The sequence below is a fragment of the Pseudomonas sp. VEM90 genome, from assembly GCF_054611535.1.
The window spans coordinates 42,266-59,214 of the sequence record NZ_JBTRAR010000004.1 but is presented as its reverse complement, the minus strand read 5'-3'; the positions used below and the strand labels follow the sequence as shown (position 1 = coordinate 59,214).

Genomic DNA, 16,949 nt, shown 5'->3' with positions numbered 1-16,949 from the left:
TGCTCATCGGGTCAGCACGTAGGTGCCTGGCGCGGGGCCTAGCGGTGGGTAAGTGGCGTTGCCCAGTTCAGTGCGCGGCGCCTTGAGCAGGCCGGAGCGGGCGGTGATCCACTCCAGCCACAACGGCCACCAGCTGCCTTCGCTGCGCTTGGCATCGTGGAACCAGGCGCGCGGGTCGTTGCTCAGCTTGGGGTTGGCCAGGTAGTAGGCCTTGGGGTTGCCTGGCGGGTTGATGATGCTCTGGATATGCCCGCTGTTGGCCAGCACGAAGCGCCGCTCGCCACCCAGCAGTAACGCCGAGCGGTACACCGCATCCCATGGCGTGATGTGGTCGTTGCTGCCGGCCACGGTAAAGCTGTCGATATTGACCTGCTGCAGGTCGATCGGCGTACCGCACACCTCCAGCCCGGACGCGTAGGTCAAGGGGTTGAGCTTGAAAAACTCCAGCAGGTCGCCATGCAGCGCGGCGGGCAGGCGCGTGCTGTCGGCATTCCAGTACAGGATGTCGAAAGCCGGCGGTGTCTTGCCGAGCAGGTAGTTGTTGACCCAGTAGTTCCAGATCAGGTCGTTGGGCCGCATCCAGGCAAAGATCCGCGCCACTTCGCCACCGTCCAGCACGCCACGCTGATAGGAGCGCCGCTTGGCCGCTTCGATGGTTTGTTCATCGGCGAACAGGCTGGCCGGGCTTTCGAACTTGCTGTCCAGCAAGCTGACCAGATACGTGGCACTGCGCACCCGGCGCAACTGCTTCTTGGCTTGCAGGTGGCCTTGCAGTGCGGCCATGGTCAGGCCACCGGCACAGGCGCCCATCAGGTTGGGGTCGCGGTTGCCGCTGATACTGCGGCAGGCATTGAGCGCTTCCTCCAGGGCTTGCACGTAGCTGGAAAGGCCCCATTCACGGTGGCGTGGGTCGGGGTTGCGCCAGCTGACCATGAACACCTGCAAGCCGCTTTTGAGCATGTACTGGACAAAGCTGTTGGTAGCGCTGAGGTCGAAGATGTAGAACTTGTTGATCTGAGGCGGCACGACCAGCAGTGGGCGTGCGTGCTGCTTTTCGCTCATCGGCGAGTACTGGATCAGCTCCAGCAGTTCGTTGCGAAATACCACTGCGCCAGGGGTTGCGGCCAGGTTAACGCCCACTTCAAAGGCGCGCTCGTCCACCTGACGCGGCAGCCCATCGTTGTGACGCAGGTCGTCGAGCAGGTGGGCCACGCCGCGTACCAGGCTCTGGCCGCCGGTGTTGAACAGCTCCTTGACCGCCAGCGGATTGAGCAGTGAGTTGCTGGGCGCCAGCGCATCGTTGATCAGGTTGAACAGAAAATGGGCGCGGGCTCGATCATCGTCGTTCAAGTGGCTTTCATCGATCCACTGGCGTGTCTGCTTCTGCCAGGCCAGATAGGCCTGCAGGCCGCGGCGGTAGAACGGGTTCTGGCTCCAGGTCGGGTCACTGAAGCGTGCGTCACGCGGGTTTGGCTGGTAAGGCGTATCCCCCAGCATTACCCGCCCCAACTGCCCGCCAAGCGCCAGCAGATGATGCGCGGCATGCAGCGGGTGGCGCAGGCCGTGGCGACCGACGTTGCGCAGCGTGGAAAGCAGGTCGCGGCCGCGCAGGCCGAGGATGGCGTTCTGCACGTTCATGCGGGTGGCGGGGAGCGTTGTCGATCCTTTGGCCGGTTTGTCTTTCATGGCAACACTCCCTCGTCTAATCCATTTCCCCTGTCAGGCCGCAGCTGTTTCACCCCCCCGAGGCCGGACGGGGATGCATGACCGCACGCTGACGTTCTTCCTGCAGGAACTTCATGATGATCGGGGCGACGGCTTCTGCCCGGGTGATCAGGAACAGATGGCCGTCGTCGATAATGTGTAGCTGGGCATTGGGAATCCGCCAGGCCAGCAGGCGCATGTTGATCAGCGGGATCAGCGGGTCGTCGTCGCCGGCCAGTACCAGGGTGGGCTGCTGGATCTTGTGCAGCCAGTGGATGCTGGTCCAGCCGAGCCCGGCGAACAGCTGCCAGTAGTAGCCCAGCTTGCCGCCGGAGCGCACCTTGGCGGCATGGTGCATGGCCAGGTCGGGGTCACGTCGGAAGCCGCCGCCATAGATCATCGGCGCAATGCGGATGACATGCGATGGCTGCACGTAACGCCGGGGGCTGGCCATCATCCATAGCACCTTGGGCTTGCCTGGCACCATGACCGCACCGGCAGCGGTGGCGGCCAGCACCAGCTTCTTGCAGCGCTCGGGGTAATCGTGAGCAAACTGCTGGGCCAGGGCGCCGCCCCAGGACACGCCGATGACGTTGACCTGGCCGTAGTCGAGGTAGTCGAGCATCCGCGCGGTCAGCTTGGCCAGCCCAGGGAAGCGGTACGGGTTGCGTGGCGTAGACGAGCCGCCGACCCCGGGCACATCGAAGGCGATGACTTCCAGGTCCGGGTCAAGTGCTTCGATGAAAGGAAACACCAGCTCGAGGTTGGCGCCGATGCCGTTGAAGATCAGCAACGGCGTCAGGTGCGGCTTGCCGGGGCGAACAGCGGTGCGGATGGACTGGTTGTCCAGCTCGACGGTCCTGAAGATATAGGGTTGCGGCATGCACGTGACTCTTGGGTGAAGTAAACACCGTGGCGCCTTGCAGGCCGCCACGGCGCTGTAACTCAACGCTCGTGAACGTAGGTGCCTGGGGAGGCTTCACCGGCGGCATACGCACGGTTGCCCAGGCGGGTCGGTGCCTTTTTCAGCGCGCCGGCACGCTCGCCCAGCCAACTCTGCCAGTGCAACCACCAGGAGTCTGCATGCTTGATGGCGTTTTCCTGCCAGGCCACCGGGTCGCCCGGGCGGTCGGCACCGGTCATGAAACGTGCCTTCGGGTTACCCGGCGGGTTGAGGATGCTCTGGATATGCCCGCTGTTGGACAGTACGAATTCGATCTTGCCGCCGAACAGATGTGCCGAGCGGTAGCATGACGGCCATGGGGTGATGTGGTCGTTGGTGCCGGCGAGGCTGTAGATGTCGCATTTGACCTGTTTCAGGTCGATCGCGGTGCCGCACACTTCCAGGGCGTCGGGGCGGGTCAGCGGGTTGCTCTTGAACATTTCGATCAGGTCGCCGTGGAAGGCGGCCGGCAGGCGCGTGGTGTCGTTGTTCCAGAACAGGATGTCGAACACGGGGGGCTCATTGCCGAGCAGGTAGTTGTTTACCCAGTAATTCCAGATCAGGTCGTTGGGGCGCATCCAGGCGAACACCTTGGCCATTTCGCTGCCTTCCAGCACGCCCGCCTGATAGGAGTGGCGCTTGGCAGCCTCCAAGGTCTGCTCGTCGACAAACAATGCGACCTGGTTGTCCATGGTGGTGTCCAGCACGCTGACCAGCAGGGTCAGGGCGTTGACCTTGTTCTCGCCAATGGCGGCATAGTGGCCCACCAGCGCGGTGCAGGTGATACCGCCGGAGCAGGCGCCGAGCATGTTCAAGTCTTTGCTGCCGGTAATCGCCAGCACCGCGTCGACGGCTTCTTTCAGCGCATCGATGTAGGTGGACAGGCCCCACTCGCGCTGGGCCTTGGTCGGGTTGCGCCAGCTGATGATGAAGGTCTGCTGCTGCGAGCGCAGGCAGAAACGCGCCAGGCTCTTTTCCGGGCTGAGGTCGAACACGTAGAACTTGTTGATCTGCGGTGGTACCACCAGCAGCGGGCGGGCATGCACCTGTTCGGTGATGGGGCTGTACTGGATCAGCTCCAGCACATCGTTGCGGTATACCACCGCGCCTTCGCTGGTGCCCAGGTTCTTGCCCACTTCGAAGGCATCCATGTTCACCTGGCTGGGCATGCCGCCGTTATTGACCATGTCCTTGGCCAGGTTGGACAGGCCATCGAGCAGGCTCTTGCCGCCGGTTTCGAAGAAGCGTTTGACCGCAGCCGGGTTGGACAGGGTATTGGTCGGCGCCATGGCCTCGGTCATCAGGTTGATGACGAACTGGCCGCGGCTGATGTCCTGGGGGGACAGGTCGCTGCTGCTGACCCAGTCCTGCAGCTCCTTGCGCCAGGCCAGATAGGTTTGCAGGTAGCGGCGGTACAGCGGGTTGTTGCTCCAGGCCGGGTCATTGAAGCGACGGTCGTCGCTTTCCGGGGCCAGGCTGGATTTGCCCAGCAGCACGTTCTTCAGCTCCAGGCCAAAGTGAGCCACATGTTTGGCGCTGTGCAGCGGTTGGCGCACGGCCTGGCGCAGCACGGTGCGTGCCGAGCTCAACAGGTCCTTGCGGCGGATGCCGATGACCGGGTTCAGCCCCAGGGTGTTTTCCGAGGCCTGCCGCTGCAGCTCATCGTTGTTCTTGTTACTCATCTACGACGCTCCGTTGTCCTGAGACGAGTACCGGTTGCTGTGGCGGGTGCACAGCCCTGAGCCCGGTACTGCTACTCGGGTGACCAGTGATAAGGAACAGCGGTGCTGCGTGGCTCCTGACGACCTGAAAAGCCATGCAGGGAACTTGCCACACACATTGGTTACCCGACTTTCGTGTAATGCGCAAGACAGCCCTTCACTGGGCTGTCTTCAAGTCATTCAAACAGATGAATTTAGAAAATGCGCTCTAAACCCCGCAGGCCTTGCGCTAGAGCATGAGCTTGACCACAGATTCGGCCGGGTCGCGGGATTTGCCGGCCTTGTGTAACTCGTCGAGGTACTCCGCCCACAGTTGTTCCTGGCGCAAGCACAGTTGCTCAAGGTATTCCCAGGTGAACAAGCCGCTGTCATGACCGTCGTCGAAGGTCAGTTTCAGTGCATATTGGCCGGCAGGTTCCAGGCCACTGAGGCCGACATTGATCTTGCCGAACTGCAGGATGGGATTGCCGTGGCCCTGGACCTCGGCGGAGGGAGAGTGCACGCGCAGGAATTCGGCGGGCAGGTGGTAGACCTCGCCGGGCGCGTAGGTGAGGCTGAGGGTTTTGGAGGCTTTGTGCAGGTTGATGGCGGTAGGCAGGCGGGCCATGGGCAGAATCTCTCGGGAGCTGATGAAGCACAGCTTCCAGCTTATGGGAAAGGGATTCAAGGGCCTCTTCACGGGCAAGCCCGCCCCTGCACAGATCACGACATGCCTTGGGCCTGTGGTGGTCCGTATAGGAGCGGGCGTGCCCGCGAAGCTGTCGCAACCGGTCTTACAGAATGTAACGCGACAGGTCTTCGTTCTGTGCCAGCTCACCAAGGTGGCTGTTCACATACGCCGCGTCGATCTGGATCGGCGCTTCGTCATGGGTGCTGGCCAGGTCGCCCGCACTGAACGACACCTCTTCGAGCAAGCGCTCGAGCAGGGTGTGCAGGCGGCGGGCACCGATGTTTTCGGTTTTCTCGTTGACCTGGTAGGCAATCTCGGCCAGGCGCTTGATGCCGTCGGCGAGGAACTCGATGTTCAGGCCTTCGGTCTTCAGCAATGCCTGGTACTGCTCGGTCAGCGACGCGTGCGGCTCTTGCAGGATGCGCTCGAAGTCTTCCGGGGTCAGTGCCTTCAGCTCGACACGGATCGGCAGGCGGCCTTGCAGCTCGGGCACCAGGTCGCTCGGCTTGCTCAGGTGGAAGGCACCCGAGGCAATGAACAGAATGTGGTCGGTCTTGACCATGCCCAGCTTGGTGTTGACGGTGCAGCCTTCGATCAGCGGCAGCAGGTCGCGCTGCACGCCTTCGCGGGACACGTCGGCGCCGCCAACGTTGCCACGCTTGGCAACCTTGTCGATTTCGTCGATAAACACGATGCCGTGCTGTTCGACCGCTTCCAGGGCCTTGGCCTTGAGCTCTTCCTCGTTGACCAGGCGGCTCGCTTCTTCATCGCGAACCATCTTCAGCGCTTCTTTCACCTTCAGCTTGCGCGCTTTGCGCTTGCCCTTGCCCATGTTGGCAAACAGGCTCTGCAGCTGGTTGGTCATTTCTTCCATGCCGGGCGGCGCAGCAATTTCGACACCGACGGCATCGGCCACTTCGATCTCGATTTCCTTGTCGTCCAGTTGGCCTTCGCGCAGGCGTTTGCGGAACAGCTGGCGAGTGTTGGAGTCGTTGCTGGTCTGTGCGGCTTCTTCGCTGAAGCTGGTGACGCGCGCCTGGGGCAGCAGGGCGTCGAGGATGCGGTCTTCGGCGGCGTCTTCGGCGCGGTGGCGCACGCGGATGATTTCCTGCTCGCGCAGCATCTTCAGCGCGGCATCGGCCAGGTCACGGATGATCGACTCGACGTCGCGGCCCACGTAGCCCACTTCGGTGAATTTGGTGGCTTCGACCTTGAGGAACGGCGCGTTGGCCAGCTTGGCCAGACGGCGGGCGATTTCGGTCTTGCCGACGCCGGTAGGGCCGATCATCAGGATGTTCTTGGGGGTGACTTCGGCACGCAGCTCGGCAGGGAGCTGCATGCGCCGCCAGCGGTTGCGTAGCGCAATGGCCACGGCGCGCTTGGCGTCGTCCTGGCCGATGATGTGGCGGTTGAGTTCGTGGACGATCTCGCGGGGGGTCATGGACATGATCAATACGGTCCTTGGGCAGATGAGTCAGCGTGGAAAAGCCCCTTCGCCGGGAAGGGGCGCCAGAACAGCTGAATCAGTCGGCCAGGTCCTGCTCCTCGATGGTCAGGTTGTGGTTGGTGAACACGCAGATGTCGCCGGCGATGTTCAGGGCGGTCTCGGCGATTTCGCGGGCCGAGAGGTCGGTCTTGTTCAGCAGGGCACGGGCTGCGGCCTGGGCATAGGCGCCGCCGGAACCCATGGCGATCAGGCCGTCTTCGGGTTCGACCACGTCACCGTTGCCGGTGATGATCAGGGATGCATCCTTGTTGGCCACGGCGAGCATGGCTTCCAGGCGGCTCAGGGAGCGGTCGGTACGCCATTCCTTGGCCAGCTCGACGGCGGCGCGTACCAGGTGGCCCTGGTGTTTTTCCAGCTGACCTTCAAAGCGCTCGAACAGGGTGAAAGCGTCGGCGGTAGCGCCGGCGAAGCCCGCGATGACCTGGCCGTGGTACAGGCGGCGCACCTTCTTGGCGTTGCCTTTCATCACGGTGTTGCCAAGGGATACCTGGCCGTCGCCGCCCATGACGACTTTGCCGTTACGGCGGACAGAAACGATTGTGGTCAAGGGGAGAGTCTCCACGCAGCGGGGCGAAAGTGCCTGATGCAGACTCATATGGGGGTGGGGGGAAGGATTTCAACCGGGGGGGATGAATGGTCGCGCTTGGCGGGGGGACTATGTGAAGGCATTCGCGGGCATGCCCGCTCCCACAGGGTTACCACATGCCTTGGAGTTGTGGTGATCCTGTGGGAGCGGGCGTGCCCGCGAAGCATGTTACTCAGGCCTCGTGGCAGACGTGGCCATCGACCAAGGTATAACGCACCGCACCCGGCAGGCAGTGGCCGATGAACGGGCAGTTCTCGCCGCGGGAGAACCATTGTTCGCCGGCAACGGTGGACGCTTGTGGGTCGAACAGCACCAGGTCGGCCTCGCCCCCCACTTTCAGCTCCCCGGCCGGCAGGCGCAGGGCGGCAGCCGGGCCGCTGCTCAGACGGGCCAGCAAAGTTGGCAGGTCGAGCAGGCCGTCCTGCACCAGGGTCATGGCCAGTGGCAGCAGCAACTCGACGCTGCTGATACCCGGCTCGGTGGCGCCGAACGGTGCCAACTTGGCGTCGCGCTCGTGCGGCTGGTGGTGGCTGGAGATTGCCTGGATCACCCCCGACTTCACCGCCTCGCGCAATCCGTCACGGTCGGCAGCGGTGCGCAGTGGCGGCTGCACGTGGTACAGGCTGGAGAACTCGCGCAGCGACTCGTCGGTGAGGATCAGCTGGTACAGCGCTACATCGGCGGTCACCGGCAGGCCCAAGGCCTGGGCCTGGGCGATCAGCCGCGCGCCACGGGCACTGGTGATCTGGCTGAAGTGCGCACGCACGCCGCTTTGTTCCACCAGCAGCAGGTTGCGCGCCAGGGCCACGGTTTCGGCGCTTTCCGGGATGCCTGGCAGGCCGAGGAAGCTGGCCATGGCACCTTCGTGGGCCAGGCCGCCCTGGGCCAGATCGCGGTCCTGGGAGTGGAACACCACCGTCAGATCGAAGGTGGCGGCATACTCCAGGGCGCGGGCCAGGGTACGGTTGTTGGGGATTTCCTTCAGGCCGTTGCCAAATGCTACGCAACCGGTGTCACGCAGGGCCACCAGTTCGGCCAGTTGCTCGCCTTCCAGGCCCTTGGTCAGGGCGCCGACCGGGTAGACCTTGCTGTTGGCGGCTTCGCGGGCGCGGTCAAGGATAAGCTCGGCCACTGCCGATGTGTCCAGCACTGGCTTTGTCTGCGGCGGGCAGCACAGGCTGGTGACACCGCCGGCAACGGCAGCGCGGGTTTCGCTGGCGATGTTGCCTTTGCGGCTGTAACCCGGCTCGCGCAGGGACACGCCCAGGTCGACCAGGCCGGGCGCAGCGACCAGGCCATCAGCCTGGATCGTGCGGCTGGCGCTGAAACCGGCCGGTGCGGCACCGATGGCGGCAATGCGGCCGCCGTCCAGGTGCAGGTCGGTGACCTGGTCCAGGCCGCTGTTGGGGTCGATGACCCGGGCGCCGAGAATACTGATGGTCACTGGGCGTTCTCCTGGTCGAATTGACGTTGCGCGTTCTGCCCGCTCATGGCCATGGACAGCACGGCCATGCGCACGGCGATACCGTAGGTGACCTGGTTGAGGATCACCGAGTGCTTGCCGTCGGCAACCGCCGACTCGATTTCCACGCCACGGTTGATCGGGCCCGGGTGCATGACGATTGCATCGGGCTTGGCCGCGGCCAGGCGTGCAGTCGTCAGGCCGAACAGGCGGTAGAACTCGCCCTCGCTGGGGAGCAGGCCACCGGCCATGCGCTCACGCTGCAGGCGCAGCATGATCACCACGTCGACGTCTTTCAGGCCTTCGGCGAGGTCGGTGTAGACCTTCACACCGTACTGCTCGATACCGATCGGGATCAGGGTTTTCGGGCCGATCACGCGAATGTCCGGGCAGCCCAGTGCCTTGAGGGCGAGCATGTCGGAACGGGCCACACGCGAGTGCAGGATGTCGCCGACGATGGCCACGGACAGGTTCTCGAAGCTGCCTTTGTGGCGGCGGATGGTGAGCATGTCGAGCATGCCCTGGGTCGGGTGCGCGTGGCGGCCGTCGCCGCCGTTGATCACGGCAACCTCCGGGCACACGTGCTCGGCGATGAAGTGCGCGGCGCCGGAGTCGGAATGGCGCACGACGAACATGTCGGCCGCCATGGCTTCGAGGTTGCGCAGGGTATCGAACAGGGTCTCGCCCTTGCTGGTCGAGGAGGTCGACACATTCAGGCTGATCACGTCGGCCGACAGGCGCTGGGCTGCCAGTTCGAAGGTGGTACGGGTACGGGTCGAGTTCTCGAAGAACACGTTGCACACAGTCTTGCCGCGCAGCAACGGGACTTTTTTCACAGCCCGGGCGCCGACTTCCAGGAAGGAGTCGGCGGTGTCGAGGATCTCGGTGAGCAGTTCGCGGGGCAAACCGTCAAGCGAGAGGAAGTGGCGCAGCTGGCCCTGATCATTGAGCTGCAGCGGGCGCTTGGCGTCGATTGGCGTCATCGCGGGGGACTCTTAAAGGGCGGAAGCGGAGGCGAGGTCCTGGCGCTCGAGGGCGAGCGGTGCGGGTCCGGTCAATTTTACCCGTTCATGGGCGGCCAGCGACAGGGTGGCGCCGAGCACGTTCGGGCGAATCGGCAGTTCGCCGGCATCCAGGTCCAGCAGGCAGACCAGGGTAACGCTGGCCGGGCGGCCGTAATCGAACAGTTCGTTGAGCGCCGCTCGGATGGTACGACCGCTCATCAGCACGTCGTCCACCAGCACCAGGTGCTGGCCTTCGACCTCGAACGGCAACTCGGACGGGCGCACTTGCGGGTGCAGGCCGTTCTGGCTGAAGTCGTCGCGGTAGAACGACACGTCCAGGGTGCCCATGGGGCTGGTGTCGCCCATGGCTTCCTGCAGGGCCTGGGCAACCCAGACACCGCCGGTGCGGATACCGATGTAACGGGGCTCGGTGATTGCCCGGCGTGCCAGATGGGCACGAAGGTCGACAGCCATCTGCCGGATCAGCTCGGCGGGATTGGGTAGGCTCATTGCGGGCTCCTCGGAAGGGTGCGCCGGGTGGGCCCGGCGGCAAAGAAGATCAGGTATTGGCCTCCAGCCAGCCTTGCAGCAACAAGGCAGCGGCAATGGCATCGACCGGGTTGTCGCGGTAGCTGCCACGCTGGCCGCCACGGGCCATGCGCTCGCCTTTGGCCTCGAAGGTGGTCAGGCGCTCGTCGTGCGTGTGCACGGGCAGGTTGAAGCGGCCGTTCAGGCGGCGGGCGAACTTTTCGGCGCGGGCGCTCATTTCGCTGGGCGTGCCGTCCATGTTCAGCGGCAGGCCGACCACAATGGCATCTGGCTTCCATTCGGCAATCAGCTTTTCCACCTGGGCCCAGTCCGGTACGCCGTTCTGCGCCTTCAGGGTGCACAGTTCGCGGGCCTGGCCGGTAATCACCTGGCCGACGGCCACGCCGATCTGTTTGCTGCCATAGTCGAAGCCCAGCAGCAGGCGTAGCTCAGCCATCAGGAGTGGCCCGCCTGGCTGGTCAGCAGGTGCAGGTTGATCCCCAGGCTGGCGGCCGCAGCCTCCAGGCGCAGGTCGCTGGCCATCCCGAAGACAATGTCCGGGTCGAACGGGCAGTTCAGCCAGGCGTTGTCGGCCAGCTCCGCTTCCAGTTGGCCCGCTTCCCAACCGGCATAGCCCAAGGTGATCAGGCTCTGCTTCGGGCCCACCCCGGCGGCGATAGCCAGCAATATGTCCTGTGACGTGGTCAGCGACAGCCCTTCCAGCGCCACGCTGGCCTGGAAGCTGCACTCGCTGCTGTGCAACACGAAACCGCGGTCGGTTTGTACCGGGCCACCCTGGTAGATCGGCACCTGCAAGGTGCTGGCCGGCGGCATTTCGTCCGGGCGCAGTTGCTCGAGGATGTCGGCCAGGCTCAGTTCCTGTGGTCGGTTGACCACCAGGCCCATGGCGCCATGCTCATTATGCTCGACGATGTACGTGAGGGTCTGGGCGAAGTTCGGATCGGCCATGTGCGGCATGGCGATCAGGAACTGGTGCTTGAGGTAGCTCGGTGCGAGGGTTTTCATGGGGGATAGTGTGGCGCCAGGTGGCGAGACTGACAAGGTGGGCTTTGTGTCGCTTGTGCCGGCCCCTTCGCGGGCATGCCCGCTCCCACCGGTACTCCACAGGCTTCAGAGCCGGTTAGCAACCTGTGGGAGCGGGCGTGCCCGCGAAGGGGCCGGAACAGGCAGAAAATCAGTTACTGGACAAACGGTCCCCACGGGCAAAGCGCCAGGTGCGGATGATCTCCAGCCGGTCGAACTCGGCCAGGTCCCCGGTAAACGGTGCAAACGGCGCCGCCAGCCGCACGATGCGCTGCGCCGCCTGGTCCAGCACGGGCTGGCCGGATGATTCCAGCACCAGCACCTCGTACAGCGAGCCATCGCGGTTGATCGACACCATCATGCGCAAGTTGCCGTAGATCTGCTTTCGTCGTGCTTCGTCGGGATAGTTCAGGTTGCCCACGCGCTCGACCTTCTTGCGCCACTCTTCCTTGTACCAGGCGCCCTTGTCGCGCATGGTCGACGCGGCGTTCAGGCGATGGATGCGCGGGCGCTTGGCGTACATCTGCTGCTCGTTGGACAGCTCTGCCTCCAGGCTGGCGATCTGGCTGGACAGCTGCGAGCTGTCGAAGTCCGGCACCGGTGCGGCTGGCTTGGGCTGTGCTTTGCTTTCCTTGGGTTTGGGTTCGACCTTGTGCGGCTTGGGCGCCGTAGTCACCACCGCCGACTTTTTCGGGGTAGGGGGTGGAACCACCTCGGGCCTGGCCGCAGGCGGTGGGGTGATCTTGTTGATCTTGCTGTCCTGGAAAGGCGCCAGTTCGGTGGTCTTGGGCACCGCTTTCTTGTCCAGGGTGCCGCTGCCTTGCTGGTTGTCCTGGGCCTGAAAGTCAGCCTTCTCGGGCGGCTTCTCGCTCTTGAAGGTGGCCAGGGTGATGTCCATGGTGTGGCGGATTTCGGCAGGCTTGACCACGGTGAAACCCACGCCGAGGATCAGCGCCAGGTGCACCAGCGCAGCCAGGAACAGGGTGAAGCCGAGCCGGTCCGCAGGGCGAACACGGGGAGGCAGCAGGTCGGCAGGGACGTCAGCGGGCAGCGTCATCAGGTATCCAGCAACCGCAGGGCGGGGCAGCAGCTCAGTCGAATAGGACCGGCATCATACCCCACTCTACGGCTTTACTTCGCGTTGGCTGTCAGCGTGCCTTGAGCTTGCGATCAATGGCATCCATCAGCTTGCCACCGATATCGGTGTTGTAGGCGGCATCGATTTCGCGAATACAGGTGGGGCTGGTGACGTTGATTTCGGTGAGGTAGTCGCCGATTACGTCCAGGCCAACGAACAGCAGACCCTTCTCGCGCAGCGTCGGGCCGACCTGGGCGGCGATCCAGCGGTCGCGCTCGGTCAGTGGGCGGGCTTCGCCACGCCCGCCAGCGGCCAGGTTGCCACGGGTCTCACCGCTGGCCGGAATACGTGCCAGGCAATAGTCCACTGGCTCACCGTCGATCATCAGGATGCGCTTGTCGCCGTCCTTGATTGCCGGCAGGTAGGCCTGGGCCATGATCTGCTGGGCACCCAGTGCGGTCAGGGTTTCCAGGATCACCGACAGGTTGGGGTCGCCCGCCCGGTGACGGAAGATCGACGTACCGCCCATGCCATCCAGTGGCTTGAGGATCACGTCGGCATGCGTGGCAGCGAATTCGCGAATGATGTCCGGGCGGCGGCTGACCAGGGTTGGGGTGGTGCATTGCGGGAACAGCGTGGCGAACATTTTTTCGTTGCAGTCGCGCAGGCTTTGCGGGCGGTTTACCACCAGTACGCCTTCGGCCTCGGCTTGCTCCAGCAGGTAAGTGCTATAGACAAACTCCATATCGAAGGGCGGGTCCTTGCGCATCAGGATCACGTCCAGCTCGGCCAGCGGGCTGTCCTGCTCCTCGCCCAGTTCGAACCAGCGCGCCGGGTCGGCAAACACGTTCAGCGGCCGCATGCGGGCGCGGGCCTTGCCTTCGCCCTGATACAGGTCTTGCTGTTCCATGTAGAACAGGCTCCAGCCGCGTGCCTGGGCGGCCAGCAGCATGGCCAGCGAGCTGTCCTTCTTGTAGGAGATGGACGCGATGGGGTCCATGACAATGCCGAGGCGAACGCTCATGGGGGTTCCTCTTGGCGGCAGGTGGCCGCGGTGGATCGAAAGAAAAGTGGCTCAGGGTGGCGCCGCGAACGCCGCCGGTCAAGGGGCGCGGCAGATGGAATGGCCACCCGGAGTATGCTAAAAATGCAGCTGCAAGCCTTGAGCTACAAGCCTCAAGAAAAGAGCATCCATGCGCCGAGCTGCTTTCTTGCAGCTTGCCGCTTGCAACTTGCGGCTTCAATCCTACTGGTAGGCATCTATGGAACAACCCCTGAAGGTGATGGTGATCGACGATTCCCGCACGATCCGCCGCACCGCGCAGATGCTGCTCGGTGAAGCGGGTTGCGAGGTGATCACTGCCAGCGATGGCTTCGATGCCTTGGCCAAGATCGTCGACCATCAGCCCAGCATCATTTTCGTCGATGTGCTGATGCCACGCCTGGACGGCTACCAGACCTGCGCGGTAATCAAGCACAACAGTGCCTTCAAGGACACCCCGGTTATCCTGTTGTCGTCGCGCGATGGCCTGTTCGACAAGGCCCGCGGCCGGGTGGTCGGTTCCGATCAGTTCCTGACCAAGCCGTTCAGCAAGGAAGAACTACTCGACGCGATCCGCGCCCATGTGCCCGGGTTTGCCACACCTCAACAACACGCACCCTGACCGAGCCCCGCCATGGCGCGGTCCTACTTTCCTGATGGGGAAACAGCATGGCCCGAGTTCTGATTGTCGACGACTCGCCGACAGAGATGTACAGATTGACCGAATGGCTGGAAAAGCACGGCTACCAGGTGCTCAAGGCCAGCAACGGTGCCGACGGCGTGGCTCTGGCCCGGCAGGACAAGCCCGACGCGGTGTTGATGGACATTGTCATGCCTGGCATGAACGGTTTCCAGGCCACCCGCCAGCTCAGCAAGGACCCGGAAACCAGCGCTATTCCAGTGATCGTGGTAACCACCAAGGACCAGGAAACCGACCGTATCTGGGCCACGCGCCAGGGTGCCCGTGACTTCCTGACCAAGCCGGTGGAAGAGGAGGCGCTGATCGCCAAGCTCAAAGAAGTGCTGGGGGCTTGACCACCCGCCCGCAAGGCGCGTCGCTGACCGCCTTTGAGTTGTTGCTGGACATCGACCGGCGCTGCCGCCTGCTGGTCGCCGACCAGCCGCTGCAGGACAACCGCGTGCAGCAGTGGAGCGGCATTGGCTTTCGCATTGCCGGGCAGTGGTTCGTCGCGCCCATGGGCGAAGTGGCCGAGGTGCTGCGCGAACCGCGCAGTAGCCGCGTCCCCGGCGTGCAGCCGTGGGTGTGCGGGGTGGCCAACCTGCGTGGCCGGCTGTTGCCGGTGATGGACTTGAGCTGCTTCTTCGGCCTGGGCCACGCTGCACCGGGCAAGCAGCGGCGAGTGCTGGTGCTGGATCACGACGACCTGTTCGTCGGCTTGCTGGTCGACGAGGTGCTGGGCCTTCAGCACTTTGCCCTCGACAGCCTGCAGCTGTCGCCGCCGCAGCCTCTGATCGCTGCCGCTGCACGCTTTGTGCAGGGGTATTTTCCGCGTGAACGTAACTGGGCAATCTTCAGCCCCTTTGCCCTGGCCCAGGCGCCGGGCTTTCTCGATGTGGCGTTATAGGACCTGCGAACGTGAACAAGCCTGCCACCCCCGTCACTGCCACCACCGTGAGCCCACGTACCCGCAGCATCGCGCAGATCACCGTGCTGTTCCTGATACTGATCCTCTCGATCATATTGCTGTTTGCCAACTTTGCTTACCTGAATACCCAATCCAACTACGACAAGCAGTACATCGGCCATGCCGGCGAACTGCGCGTGCTGTCGCAGCGTATCGCCAAGAACGCCACCGAGGCGGCCACCGGCAAGGCCTTGGCCTTCAAGCTGCTGTCGGATGCGCGCAATGATTTCGAGCAGCGCTGGGGCTACCTGCGCCAAGGTGACAAGTCCACTGGCCTGCCGCCTGCGCCGCCTTCGGTGCGTGACGAGATGGAATCGGTACGCCGCGACTGGGAAAACCTGCGCAAGAACACCGACATCATCCTGGCCAGCGAGCAGACCGTGCTGTCGCTGCACCAGGTGGCAGCGACCCTGGCCGAGACCGTGCCGCAGCTGCAGGTGGAATACGAAAAAGTGGTCGAGATCCTGCTGCAGAGCGGTGCCCCGGCGAGTCAGGTTGCAGTGGCCCAGCGCCAACTGTTGCTGGCCGAACGTATTCTTGGCTCGGTCAACACCGTCCTGGCCGGTGACGACAGCGCCGCCCAGGCGGCCGATGCCTTCGGCCGTGACGCCGGGCGCTTTGGCCAGGTGCTGGAGGGCATGCTCAATGGCAATGCGACGATCCAGGTAACCCGTGTAGAAGACGCCGACGCCCGCGCACGGCTGGCCGAAATCGCCGAGTTGTTCCAGTTCGTTGCCGGTTCGGTGGACGAAATCCTCGAAACCTCGCCCGAACTGTTCCGTGTGCGTGAGGCTGCGGGCAACATCTTCAGCCTGTCGCAAACCTTGCTCGACGAAGCTTCGCACCTAGCGAACGGTTTCGAGAACCTGGCCGGCGGTCGCACCCTCGACACCGTTGGCGGCTATGCCTTGGGCCTGCTGGCGCTGGCCTCGATCATCCTTATTGGCCTGGTCATGGTGCGTACCACCAACCGCCAACTGCGCGAGACCGCAGAAAAGAACGAACGTAACCAGCAGGCCATCATGCGCCTGCTCGACGAAATCGAAGAGCTGGCAGATGGCGACCTGACGGTGACCGTATCGGTGACTGAAGACTTCACCGGCGCCATTGCCGACTCGATCAACTATTCCGTGGACCAGTTGCGCGATCTGGTCGCCACCATCAACCACAGTGCAGTGCAGGTCGCGGCCGCCGTGCAGGACACGCAGAACACCGCGCGGCAACTGGCCAAGGCCTCCGAGCACCAGGCCGCACAGATCAGCGAGGCGTCCGAGGCGGTGGGTGACATGGTCGAGTCGATTGACCGGGTTTCGGCGCATGCTTACGAATCGGCCAAGGTGGCCGAGCGTTCGGTGGCCATCGCCAACAAGGGCAACGAGGTGGTGCACAACACCATCAACGGCATGGACAACATTCGCGAGCAGATCCAGGACACCGCCAAGCGGATCAAGCGTCTGGGCGAGTCTTCTCAGGAAATCGGTGACATCGTAAGCCTGATCGACGACATTGCCGACCAGACCAACATTCTTGCCCTGAATGCCGCCATTCAGGCTTCGTTGGCCGGGGAAGCCGGCCGTGGGTTTGCCGTGGTTGCCGACGAGGTGCAGCGCCTGGCTGAGCGCTCATCGTCTGCCACCCGCCAGATCGAGGCGCTGGTGCGTACCATTCAGGCCGATACCAACGAAGCGGTGATCTCCATGGAGCAGACCACCGCCGAAGTGGTGCGTGGCGCACGCCTGGCCCAGGATGCCGGGGTGGCGCTGGCCGAGATCGAAGGGGTGTCGCAGAACCTCGCCGACCTTATCCACAGCATCTCCGACGCTGCCCAGTTGCAGACCTCGTCAGCCGGGCAGATCTCCCACACCATGGCAGTGATCCAGCAGATCACCGCGCAAACCTCCGCCGGCTCCGGTGCCACCGCCGACAGCATCCGCCACCTGGCCCGCATGGCGAGCGAGATGCGCCGTTCGGTGTCCGGATTCACCCTGCCGCCACCTACCGAGCCGCGTTGAGG

17 protein-coding genes are annotated in these 16,949 nt (G+C 63.9%); 4 read left to right on the top strand and 13 right to left on the bottom strand.

The features are described from left to right. Positions 1–3: 3 nt before the first annotated feature. From phaC (ACYCCG_RS05915) to gshB, 13 genes are all read right to left on the bottom strand, one after another. Complete coding sequence (gene phaC / locus ACYCCG_RS05915; RefSeq protein WP_031322405.1) at positions 4–1,686, bottom strand: class II poly(R)-hydroxyalkanoic acid synthase; 1,683 nt, start codon at positions 1,684–1,686, stop codon at positions 4–6. A 49-nt stretch (positions 1,687–1,735) separates the two neighbouring features. Further along, the gene (phaZ, locus tag ACYCCG_RS05910) at positions 1,736–2,587 is read right to left on the bottom strand and encodes a poly(3-hydroxyalkanoate) depolymerase (protein ID WP_209969576.1); all 852 of its coding nucleotides are present in this window, start codon (positions 2,585–2,587) and stop codon (positions 1,736–1,738) included. Positions 2,588–2,649: 62 nt separating this feature from the next. Further along, positions 2,650–4,329, bottom strand: coding sequence for a class II poly(R)-hydroxyalkanoic acid synthase (gene phaC, locus ACYCCG_RS05905; protein WP_209969579.1), 1,680 nt, complete (start codon positions 4,327–4,329; stop codon positions 2,650–2,652). A 268-nt stretch (positions 4,330–4,597) separates the two neighbouring features. Next, positions 4,598–4,975 carry a gamma-butyrobetaine hydroxylase family protein gene (locus ACYCCG_RS05900; RefSeq protein ID WP_003249306.1) on the bottom strand — a complete coding sequence of 126 codons (378 nt, stop codon included), beginning with the start codon at positions 4,973–4,975 and terminating at the stop codon, positions 4,598–4,600. Positions 4,976–5,141: 166 nt separating this feature from the next. Beyond that, entirely contained in the window at positions 5,142–6,485 is a 1,344-nt protein-coding gene (gene hslU / locus ACYCCG_RS05895) for an ATP-dependent protease ATPase subunit HslU (protein ID WP_459669717.1), read from the bottom strand. Positions 6,486–6,561: 76 nt separating this feature from the next. Further along, positions 6,562–7,092, bottom strand: a complete 531-nt coding sequence (gene hslV / locus ACYCCG_RS05890; RefSeq protein WP_003249309.1) for an ATP-dependent protease subunit HslV — start codon at positions 7,090–7,092, stop codon at positions 6,562–6,564. Between the two features lie 211 nt (positions 7,093–7,303). Next, positions 7,304–8,575 carry a dihydroorotase gene (locus ACYCCG_RS05885; RefSeq protein WP_459669715.1) on the bottom strand — a complete coding sequence of 424 codons (1,272 nt, stop codon included), beginning with the start codon at positions 8,573–8,575 and terminating at the stop codon, positions 7,304–7,306. After that, positions 8,572–9,576, bottom strand: coding sequence for an aspartate carbamoyltransferase catalytic subunit (locus tag ACYCCG_RS05880; protein ID WP_021783749.1), 1,005 nt, complete (start codon positions 9,574–9,576; stop codon positions 8,572–8,574). Before ACYCCG_RS05880 ends, ACYCCG_RS05885 begins: the two co-directional genes overlap by 4 nt. 12 nt (positions 9,577–9,588) lie before the next feature. Next, positions 9,589–10,107, bottom strand: a complete 519-nt coding sequence (gene pyrR / locus ACYCCG_RS05875; protein WP_176683065.1) for a bifunctional pyr operon transcriptional regulator/uracil phosphoribosyltransferase PyrR — start codon at positions 10,105–10,107, stop codon at positions 9,589–9,591. A gap of 49 nt (positions 10,108–10,156) precedes the next feature. Continuing rightward, the gene (gene ruvX / locus ACYCCG_RS05870) at positions 10,157–10,582 is read right to left on the bottom strand and encodes a Holliday junction resolvase RuvX (protein WP_003249316.1); all 426 of its coding nucleotides are present in this window, start codon (positions 10,580–10,582) and stop codon (positions 10,157–10,159) included. Next, complete coding sequence (locus tag ACYCCG_RS05865; protein WP_252458851.1) at positions 10,582–11,151, bottom strand: YqgE/AlgH family protein; 570 nt, start codon at positions 11,149–11,151, stop codon at positions 10,582–10,584. The genes ruvX and ACYCCG_RS05865 overlap by 1 nt, the downstream gene beginning before the upstream one ends. Before the next feature lie 169 nt (positions 11,152–11,320). Next, entirely contained in the window at positions 11,321–12,226 is a 906-nt protein-coding gene (locus tag ACYCCG_RS05860; RefSeq protein WP_459669712.1) for a TonB family protein, read from the bottom strand. A 91-nt stretch (positions 12,227–12,317) separates the two neighbouring features. Further along, entirely contained in the window at positions 12,318–13,271 is a 954-nt protein-coding gene (gene gshB / locus ACYCCG_RS05855) for a glutathione synthase (protein WP_252458849.1), read from the bottom strand. Between the two features lie 238 nt (positions 13,272–13,509). On the opposite strand from gshB, the gene ACYCCG_RS05850 reads away from it, so the two are divergent. The 4 genes from ACYCCG_RS05850 to ACYCCG_RS05835 are packed head-to-tail and all read left to right on the top strand — an operon-like array spanning position 13,510 to position 16,947. Continuing rightward, positions 13,510–13,911: a response regulator gene (locus ACYCCG_RS05850; protein ID WP_003249324.1), complete on the top strand. Its 402-nt coding sequence runs from the start codon at positions 13,510–13,512 to the stop codon at positions 13,909–13,911. 47 nt (positions 13,912–13,958) lie between these two features. Continuing rightward, positions 13,959–14,324: a twitching motility response regulator PilH gene (pilH, locus tag ACYCCG_RS05845; protein WP_014592657.1), complete on the top strand. Its 366-nt coding sequence runs from the start codon at positions 13,959–13,961 to the stop codon at positions 14,322–14,324. Then, positions 14,321–14,875, top strand: coding sequence for a chemotaxis protein CheW (locus tag ACYCCG_RS05840; RefSeq protein WP_252458848.1), 555 nt, complete (start codon positions 14,321–14,323; stop codon positions 14,873–14,875). The genes pilH and ACYCCG_RS05840 overlap by 4 nt, the downstream gene beginning before the upstream one ends. Positions 14,876–14,922: 47 nt before the next feature. Beyond that, the gene (locus tag ACYCCG_RS05835) at positions 14,923–16,947 is read left to right on the top strand and encodes a methyl-accepting chemotaxis protein (RefSeq protein WP_392520996.1); all 2,025 of its coding nucleotides are present in this window, start codon (positions 14,923–14,925) and stop codon (positions 16,945–16,947) included. The last annotated feature ends 2 nt before the right edge of the window (positions 16,948–16,949 follow it).

Coding starts and splice junctions, on each gene's coding strand:
- ACYCCG_RS05860 (WP_459669712.1), bottom strand. CDS start 12,226: ATGACGCTGCCCGCTGACGTCCCTGCCGACCTGCTGCCTCCCCGTGTT.
- phaZ (WP_209969576.1), bottom strand. CDS start 2,587: ATGCCGCAACCCTATATCTTCAGGACCGTCGAGCTGGACAACCAGTCC.
- ACYCCG_RS05900 (WP_003249306.1), bottom strand. CDS start 4,975: ATGGCCCGCCTGCCTACCGCCATCAACCTGCACAAAGCCTCCAAAACC.
- phaC (WP_031322405.1), bottom strand. CDS start 1,686: ATGAAAGACAAACCGGCCAAAGGATCGACAACGCTCCCCGCCACCCGC.
- ACYCCG_RS05865 (WP_252458851.1), bottom strand. CDS start 11,151: ATGAAAACCCTCGCACCGAGCTACCTCAAGCACCAGTTCCTGATCGCC.
- ACYCCG_RS05850 (WP_003249324.1), top strand. CDS start 13,510: ATGGAACAACCCCTGAAGGTGATGGTGATCGACGATTCCCGCACGATC.
- pyrR (WP_176683065.1), bottom strand. CDS start 10,107: ATGAGCCTACCCAATCCCGCCGAGCTGATCCGGCAGATGGCTGTCGAC.
- ruvX (WP_003249316.1), bottom strand. CDS start 10,582: ATGGCTGAGCTACGCCTGCTGCTGGGCTTCGACTATGGCAGCAAACAG.
- hslU (WP_459669717.1), bottom strand. CDS start 6,485: ATGTCCATGACCCCCCGCGAGATCGTCCACGAACTCAACCGCCACATC.
- ACYCCG_RS05880 (WP_021783749.1), bottom strand. CDS start 9,576: ATGACGCCAATCGACGCCAAGCGCCCGCTGCAGCTCAATGATCAGGGC.
- phaC (WP_209969579.1), bottom strand. CDS start 4,329: ATGAGTAACAAGAACAACGATGAGCTGCAGCGGCAGGCCTCGGAAAAC.
- pilH (WP_014592657.1), top strand. CDS start 13,959: ATGGCCCGAGTTCTGATTGTCGACGACTCGCCGACAGAGATGTACAGA.
- gshB (WP_252458849.1), bottom strand. CDS start 13,271: ATGAGCGTTCGCCTCGGCATTGTCATGGACCCCATCGCGTCCATCTCC.